Annotated in this window: 5 protein-coding genes and 1 pseudogene; 4 read left to right on the top strand and 2 right to left on the bottom strand. The window is 72.1% G+C overall.

Features of this window, described 5'->3' with window-relative positions; genetic code table 11:
• The 4 genes and pseudogenes from TA90_RS14890 to TA90_RS16080 form a co-directional block, all read left to right on the top strand.
• The coding region (locus TA90_RS14890) for an ABC transporter ATP-binding protein (protein WP_222704596.1) at positions 1 to 1,793 on the top strand (1,793 nt) is incomplete at its 5' end.
• A 293-nt stretch (positions 1,794 to 2,086) separates the two neighbouring features.
• A pseudogene (locus TA90_RS16070) lies at positions 2,087 to 2,368 on the top strand (ABC transporter transmembrane domain-containing protein); the annotation flags it as partial.
• Between the two features lie 91 nt (positions 2,369 to 2,459).
• Positions 2,460 to 3,710 carry an ABC transporter ATP-binding protein gene (locus TA90_RS16075; RefSeq protein ID WP_074015261.1) on the top strand — a complete coding sequence of 417 codons (1,251 nt, stop codon included), beginning with the start codon at positions 2,460 to 2,462 and terminating at the stop codon, positions 3,708 to 3,710.
• A gap of 1 nt (position 3,711) precedes the next feature.
• Positions 3,712 to 5,472, top strand: coding sequence for an ABC transporter ATP-binding protein (locus TA90_RS16080; protein ID WP_043534634.1), 1,761 nt, complete (start codon positions 3,712 to 3,714; stop codon positions 5,470 to 5,472).
• Between the two features lie 225 nt (positions 5,473 to 5,697).
• On the opposite strand, the gene lpdA is transcribed toward TA90_RS16080, so the two are convergent.
• Both lpdA and TA90_RS03490 read right to left on the bottom strand, forming a co-directional pair.
• On the bottom strand, positions 5,698 to 7,257 hold the full coding sequence (lpdA, locus tag TA90_RS03485) for a dihydrolipoyl dehydrogenase (protein WP_082031361.1): 1,560 nt from the start codon (positions 7,255 to 7,257) through the stop codon (positions 5,698 to 5,700).
• 7 nt (positions 7,258 to 7,264) lie between these two features.
• A partial coding sequence (locus TA90_RS03490) for a dihydrolipoamide acetyltransferase family protein (protein WP_043534637.1) occupies positions 7,265 to 8,236 on the bottom strand: 972 nt, incomplete at its 5' end.

An 8,236-nucleotide genomic window follows, 5' to 3' on the forward strand; every position in this document is an offset into this window, starting at 1 on the left:
CCTGCGCACGTGCCGCGTCGGGCAGCACACCGACTCCTGCCGCGGTCCGCCCGGTGGAGACCCCGGCGGACCCCGACACCCGGGCCGACGCCGGCACCCCGACCGGTCGGGGCGTAGCGGCCCGCGAGGGTACGGCGCACACCCCGGACAGGGAGCGCACCCACGACCCGGAGGAGCCCGACAGCACCCCGGGCTCCCCCTGCCTGGACCACATCGACCTCGAGATCCCCCACGGCACACTCACCCTCCTGTGCGGAGCCTCCGGATTGGGGAAGTCCACCGCGCTGCGACTGCTCAACGGCCTGGTCCCCCACTTCCACGCCGGACACCTCGAGGGGAGCGTCGAGGTCGCCGGGGTCGACGTCCCCGGCACCGACATCACGGAGGCCGGACGCACCACGGCCACCGTCTTCCAGAACCCCCGTTCGCAGTTCTTCACCTCCGACGTCATCAGCGAACTCGCCTTCCGCGGTGAGAACTACGGTCTCGACCCCGCGGAGATCCTCGAGCGGGCCACCGCGGCGGCCGGGCAGGTGGGGATCTCCGGACTGCTCGACCGCCACCTCACCCGCCTGTCGGGTGGTGAACTGCAGAAGGTCGCCTGCGCCCAGGCCCTGGCCGGGCACACCCCGGTCCTGCTCTTCGACGAGCCGACCTCCAACCTCTCTCCCGCCGCCATCGAGGAGTTCGGGGAACTCCTGGGACGCCTGCGAGCCGCCGGGCACACCCTCGTCGTGGCCGAGCACCGTCCCCACTTCCTGCGCGGCATCACCGACCAGGTGCTCCTGATGGAGCACGGTCGGATCGCCAGACGCTTCACCGGGGAAGACTTCTTCGCCCTGGACGAGCACCAGCGCCGCGCCCTGGGGCTGCGCTGCCTGCACGCCCCGACCCCTCCCCGTGCACGTGACGGGGCGGACAAGCACACCGGACACACCACCGACCGCCGGACCACGGAGAGGGCGGAGGGCACGGTCGGGGGCATCAGCGCAGGCGAACGCGAGCACGGGGACCGCACCGAACCCCGCCCGACCGGCACGGCACCCGCGGCCGTACCCGCTGGCCCCCTGGGCCTGACCCTCGACCACGTTCGCTTCTCCTACGGCAGCAAGCGCGTCCTCGACATCGACCACCTGGAGTTCCCCGCCGGCCGGATCAGCGTCCTGGTCGGCGACAACGGCGCGGGCAAGACCACCCTGGCCCGCCTCCTGTGCGGCCTGGTCCGCGAGGAGCGCGGCTCACGCATCACGTTGCACGGCCACACCGTGGGCGCGCGCCAGCGCACGGACGCGAGCTACATCGTCATGCAGGACGTGCACCGCCATCTGTTCTCCGAGACGGTGCGCACCGAGGTGACAGTGGGTCTCCCCCGGCGGGACCGGGAACAGGTGGACACCGACGAGCTGCTGACCCGCTTCGGCCTCGACGGTCTCGCCGACCGCCATCCCCTGTCCCTCTCCGGGGGGCAGAAACAGCGCCTCGTCCTCGCCTCCGCCATGGCCTGCCACAAGTCCGTCCACGTCTTCGACGAGCCGACCTCGGGCGTGGACGAACGTCACCTCGTCGCCATCGCCGCCCAGCTCCGGGAGCTGGCGCGCCGGGGTGCCGTCGTCATCGTCATCACCCACGACCTCGAGCTCCTGAACCTCTGCGCGGACCGCATCGTCACGCTGGCCCCCCTCCGCGACGTCGACGAGGGCGGCCACCAGGCCACCGTCGTGGACGTCCTGCCGGACGGGGACGAGGACGACCCGGAGCCCTCCACCACCGACCCGATCGGGAGAAGCGCATGAACACACATCCGACGACCACCCGGGATCCAAGAGAGGGTGTGACACCTCCGACGCCGCCCCACGGGAGCAGCACGACAGCTGACCCTGCCGAGGACCCCGCCGCCAAGGACCGCGCCGGACGCCGGGCCATGAAGGACCTGCAGAGACCCGTGCGCGGGATGATCCTGCTCGGCCAGGTCCTCGCGGGTCTCTCGGCCGTCCTGGCGGTGGCCCCCTACGTCGCCCTCGTCCACCTCGGTGGGATCCTCCTGGGCGCCTGGGGTGCCGGGGTGGCACCCGACGCGCATGCCGTCATGGCGACGGTCGACCTCCTCATCGGCGCATTCTGCGGCCGCCTCCTCCTCTACTTCCTCGCACTGGGGATCACGCACTTCGCCGACGCGAGGCTCGGCGCCCACATCCAGGGCCGCATCATCGACAGCCTCGGACACACGCCCCTGTCGTGGTTCTCCGGGACCACCTCGGGCAAGGTGCGCAAGGCCGTCCAGGACGACACCCACACCCTCCACACGCTCATCGCCCACGCCCCGGTGGAGTCGACCTCTGCCGTCGTCATGCCGATCAGCCTCTTCGCCTACGCCCTGTCCATCGACTGGAGGTTGGGTCTGCTGAGCGTGGCGACGTTCCCCCCTCTACTCGGCCCTGCAGGCCTGGTCCATGAAGGACATGCCCGCCAAGACCGCGGAGATGGACACCCGCCTGGCGAAGGTCTCCTCGACGATGGTCGAGTTCGTCAGCGGCATCACGGTGGTCAAGGCCTTCGGGAAGGTGGGGCACGCGCACCGCAACTACGCCGATGCCGCCCGGGAGTTCTCCGACTTCTACCTCGCCTGGTGCAAGCCCCTGCTCAAGGGGTCTGCGGTGTCAATGGCCGTGGTCGCACCCTCGGTGCTGCTGGCCGTCAACCTGGGGGGTGGCGCCGCCATGGTGGCCGCAGGGTGGGTCAGCCCCGTCGATGTCCTGGCCTGCGCGCTCATCGCGCTGGTGCTGCCCGCCTCCATCGAGGTCATCGGCAACACCCAGTGGGCCTACCAGCTGGCGGGGGCCTCCGCGCTGCGCATCCTGGAGGTCCTCGACACCCCCACCCTCCCCGAACCCACCGACCCGGTCGAGCCCACCACGCATGCCGTGCACCTGGACCACGTGTCCTACTCCTACGGGGAGACCCTCGCCGTCGACGACGTCACCCTGGACCTGGCCGAGGGCACCACCACGGCCCTCATCGGCCCCTCCGGCTCGGGGAAGTCGACCGTGGCCACCCTGGTCGCCCGCTTCGCCGACCCCGACACCGGCACCGTGTCCATCGGGGGCGTCGACCTCCGCCGCATCGCGACCTCCCGGCTCTACCGCCAGGTGGCCTTCGTCCTCCAGGACCCCCAGCTTCTGCGCATCCCGATCCGCGACAACATCGCCCTGGCCCGCCCCGACGCCAGCGAGGAGGAGGTCCGCACGGCAGCACGGGAGGCCTGCATCGACGACTTCATCATGTCGCTGCCCCGGGGCTACGACTCCGTCATCGACGAGGACACCCTGCTCTCGGGCGGGCAGGCCCAGCGGGTGGCCATCGCCCGCGCCCTGGTGGTCGACGCCCCGATCCTCATCCTCGACGAGGCGACCGCGTTCACCGACCCGGAGTCCGAGGCGGAGATCCAGCAGGCACTCAACCGCCTGGTGGTGGGACGCACCGTCCTGGTCATCGCCCACCGTCCCGCCTCCGTCATCGGGGCGGACCGGATCGTGGTGCTCGACCGTGGGCGGATCGTCGCCCAGGGCACGCACGAGGAACTGGCCGGCGAGCCCCACTACGCCGCCCTGTGGCGGATGACCGCAGGAGAGGTTCCCCTCGCGCCCTCGTCGGCGGGCACGGGACCCGCCACCGACTCCGACTCCGACTCCGACTCCGAGAACGGGGAATGACATGACCTCCACCGACCGGACCAACCCGCTGGACCGCTATGCCCGCCTGGTCTCCGAGCCGACCCGACCCCTCTACACGAGGACCCTGGTCTCGAACGCGCTCACCGGGGTGCTGCGCGGGGTCTCCCTGGTCCTGCTCCTCCCCGCCTCCGTCGCCCTCAGCACGGGTGGCACCTCCTGGGGGCTGGGGATCTGGGGGTGGGTGCTTGTCCTGGCCCTGCTCGCCCTCGTGGGCGGACTCCTCGAGTACCGCAACGCCGTCACCGGCTACACGGTGGCCCTGGGCCTCATCCAGACGGTCCACACCCGCCTCGGTGACCGCATGGCCGCACTTCCACTGGGGTGGTTCCGCAGCTCGTCGGCGGGACGGCTGTCCCGCCTCGTCTCCAGGGAACTGCTCCAGCTCGGCGAGAGCGTCGCGCACATGCTCGCCGTGACCGTGTCCAATGTGGCCTCCGCCGCCGTCATGGTGCTGGGGGCGTGGCTGTGGGACTGGAGGCTCGGACTGGTCCTCACCGTGGCCGTCCCGCTCTACTGGGGGGCACTGCGCTGGGCGCGGCGCTGCCTCGACCGCGGCAAGGCCATCTCTGAGCCCGCTGAACGCGAGCTGGGTGACCGGATCGTCGAGTTCGCACGTTGCCAGGGAGCGCTGCGCTCGTGCGGACGAGGTTCCGACTTCACCCAGCTCGAGCGCGCCAACACTGCCAGCCTCACCGCCCAGCGTCGCGACCTGTGGTGGGGGATGCTCGCCAACCTCCTCCACGGCATGGTCGGCCAGTTGGTCGTCGTCTCCCTTGTCGTCCTGGCCGCGCGCCTCGCGATCGGTGACGTCCTGGGTCCGGTCCAGACGATCGCCTTCTTCGGGTTGAGCCTGCGCTTCATCCAGACACTGGAGGAGATCGGCGGGAAGGTGATCGGCATCGAGGAACGCCAACCCATGCTGGACCACGTCGACGAGATCCTCGACGCCCCGACCCTGCCCGAGCCGGCCGCGCCCGTGGTGCTCAGCGCCCCCGGGAGCATCGAGGTGGACCAGGTGGACTTCTCCTACGAGCCCTCCACACCCGTCCTGCGCGACGTCAGCTTCGAGGTGCCTGCCGGTTCGATGTGCGCGCTGGTCGGACCCTCCGGATCCGGGAAGTCGACGATCGCGAAGCTCATCGCCCGCTTCTACGACGTCGACGGCGGCACCGTACGCGTGGGCGGCACGGACGTGCGCGACCAACCCGTCGAGCAGCTCATGGCGCAACTGTCCATGGTGTTCCAGGACGTCTACCTCTTCGACGAGACCCTGGAGGAGAACATCCGCATCGGCCGCCCAGGGGCGGATGGGAGGGAGGTCCGTGAGGCGGCGGCGCTGGCGGGCGTCACGGAGATCGTCGACCGGCTGCCCGACGGGTGGGGGACCCGTGTCGGCGAGGGCGGCCGCGCCCTGCCGGGCGGCGAACGCCAACGCGTCTCCGTGGCACGGGCCCTCCTCAAGGGGGCACCCATCGTGCTCTTCGACGAGGCCACCAGTTCCTTGGACCCCGAGAACGAGGCGAATGTCGTGGCCTCGATGGAGCGCCTGCGGGAGGGTTCCACACTGGTGGTCATCGCGCACAAGCTCGACACCATCCGCACTGCGGACCGGATCGTCGTCCTCGACGCTGATGGCCGGGTGACCCAGACCGGCACCCATGACGAGCTGGTCGGGGTCCCCGGACAGTACCGGGACTTCTGGCAGGCGCGCGCCTCGGCTGCCGGGTGGCGCCTGGCCTGACGACGTGCAGGGTCCGCACCCGGTGGTCGGTCCCGGGGGTCCGGTGATCCGGACCCCCGGGACCTGCTCATGGGGAGAGGTGGCGCGCCACCCTCATCGGCCGGTGGAGCGCCGAGGGATCGCGGAGGGAGCCCGCCGTGAGACTCCGACCGGTGTCGCCACCGCCACCCGCGCGTCCGGGCGGCACGATCACCGCGACGGGTCCACCCCCTCGGCACACCCGCCTCACCCGCCGGTCGCGCGCCCCCGTGCGGGTGGCCAGTGGATCGACCGCCCCAGGGAGGCCAAGACCGACTCGTGCATGGCCTCCGAGACCGTCGGGTGGGGGAAGACCACCTCCGCCAGGGACTCCGCGGTGGCCTCCAGGGAGTGGGCGATCCCGAAGCCCTGGATCATCTCCGTGACCTCCGGGCCGACCATGTGGGCGCCGAGCAGCTCCCCGGTGGTCGCGTCGAAGACGGTCTTGACGAAGCCCGTGGGCTCGTCCCGGGCCAGGGCCTTCCCGTTGCCGGAGAGGTCGAAGACACCCACCTCCACCCGGTGGCCCCGCTGTCGGGCCTGTGCCTCCGTCAGTCCCAGGCTGGCGACCTGGGGGCGGGAGTAGGTGCAGCCCGGCACGAAGTCACGCTCCAGTGGGCGCACCCCGGGCACACCCACGATGTGGTCGACGCAGAGGACGCCCTCGTGGCTGGCCTTGTGTGCCAGGCAGGGGGCACCCGCCACGTCACCGATCGCGTACAGCCCGGCGTCACCCGTGCGGCACCACTGGTCGGTCACCACGAACCCGCGATCCAGGGTCACCCCGAGCTCCTCCAGGCCCAGGCCCCCCGAGTTCGGTGCCACGCCCGTGGCCACCAGGACGCGCTCGGAACCCAGGACCACCTCCTCACCCCCGGCCACCCCGACCACGGTGGTGACCGTGTCGGCGGGGGCGTCGACGTGGACGGAACGCACCGCGACCCCGGTGTGCACCGTGATGCCGCGCCGGGTGAACTCCCGCTCGACGAAGCGCGAGACGTCCTCGTCCTCGACGGGGAGGATGCGCGGGGCGACCTCCAACAGCGTGACCTGCGTGCCGAGGTCGGCGTACAGGCTCGCGAACTCCACCCCGATGGCGCCGGAGCCGATGACCACCAGCGACTCCGGGCGCGCATCCGGCCGGAGGGCCTCCGTGGAGGTCCAGACGCGCTGCCCGTCGGGCTCCACCCCTAGGATCGACCGCGGCCGCGCGCCGGTGGCCAGGATGGTGTGGTCGGCGTGCAACTCGCGCACCGACTGGCCCTCCGCGGTCACGGTGACTCGTCCCTTGGCGGGCAGGTGGGCGGTGCCGTGGACCACCTCGACGCCGTTGGCGTCCAGGAGGCCGCCGATGCCGCCCACCAGGCGGGAGACGACTCCGCGGGAGAAGGCCACGAGTGCCCCCATGTCGAGGTCGACGTCGCCCACCGTGAAGCCCACGCGGGAGGCGGTGGCCAGGGTGTGGGCGGTCTCGGCACCGTGCAGCAGTGCCTTGGTGGGGATGCACCCGCGGTTGGCGCAGGCCCCGCCCAGCCGGTCCCTCTCCACGATGGCCACCCGCAGTCCGTGCTGGGCGGCGCGGATGGCGGCGACGTAGCCGCCCGGTCCGGCCCCCACCACGACGACGTCGAAGGTGTCGGCGCGCCGCTCGCGTGGGGTCGGGGTCGTCACGCGGGCGGACGCGGCGCCCGACGCAGCCCTGCCGGACACCGCCGTGCCGGTCGCCGGTGTGTGCGCGCCCTGTGTGCGCGGTTGCTGTGCACCCATGTCCGCCTCACACCAGCATCTGGGTCGGGGACTCGAGGATCGCCCTGAGCTCACCGACGAAGCTCGCTCCCGTCGCACCGTCGATGACGCGGTGGTCCCCCGAGAGGGTGACCTCCATGACGGTGCGCACCACGACCGACCCGTCCCCGTCGACCACCGGGCGGGGCAGGCCCGCACCCACCGCGAGGATGGCCGCCTGGGGCGGGTTGATGATCGCGTCGAAGCCGGTCACCCCGAACATCCCCAGGTTGGACACGGTGAAGGTGCCACCCTGGAACTCGTCCGGGGTGAGCCTCCCGGCCTTCGCACGGGTGATGAGCCCGGCCAGGTCGCCCGAGACCTCGGACAGCGAACGGGTGTCCACGGAGCGCACGATCGGGGTGATGAGCCCGTCGGGCACCGCCACGGCCACCGCCACGTCGGCGTGGGGGAAGCGCAGGACCGACTGGGAGGCCTCGTCGAACTGGACGTTGACCTCGGGGACCCGCACGAGCGCCAGCCCCGCGGCCTTGACCACCAGGTCGTTGACCGAGATCCTCACCCCCGGCACCGCGGCGTTGATGCTGCGGCGCAGGGCGAGGAGTTCGTCCAGGACGATCTCCTGTCGCACCCGGAAGTGCGGGGTGGTCCGGTAGGAGGCCTGCAGGCGGGACCCGATGGTGCGCCGCATGGGGCTGAAGGGCACCGCCTCGGGGGCGGCTGCCGGTGCGGGTGCGCCGCCGCCCGTCCCGGTCCCCGTCGGGGCCCCACCCGGGGCGGAGGGTGCCGTCGGGGACAGGGCCGACGAGGGCGGCGCCGCCTCCCCCGGGAGGGGGGTCCCGAAGCGGCGCGCGGCCTCCTCGACGTCGAGCCGGCACACCCGGCCCCGCGTGCCCGTGGTGCGGCAGTCGTGGAGGTTGATGCCCAGCTCCCCCGCCAGTCTGCGGGCGACGGGGGTGGCCGGCACGGCCGAGTCGTCCTCGCGGGAACGCGCGGGGCC

This window comes from Actinomyces polynesiensis (assembly GCF_000820725.1).
Classification (GTDB): Bacteria; Actinomycetota; Actinomycetes; order Actinomycetales; family Actinomycetaceae; genus Pauljensenia; species Pauljensenia polynesiensis.

Coding starts and splice junctions, on each gene's coding strand:
- TA90_RS16075 (WP_074015261.1), top strand. CDS start 2,460: ATGCCCGCCAAGACCGCGGAGATGGACACCCGCCTGGCGAAGGTCTCC.
- TA90_RS16080 (WP_043534634.1), top strand. CDS start 3,712: ATGACCTCCACCGACCGGACCAACCCGCTGGACCGCTATGCCCGCCTG.
- lpdA (WP_082031361.1), bottom strand. CDS start 7,257: ATGGGTGCACAGCAACCGCGCACACAGGGCGCGCACACACCGGCGACC.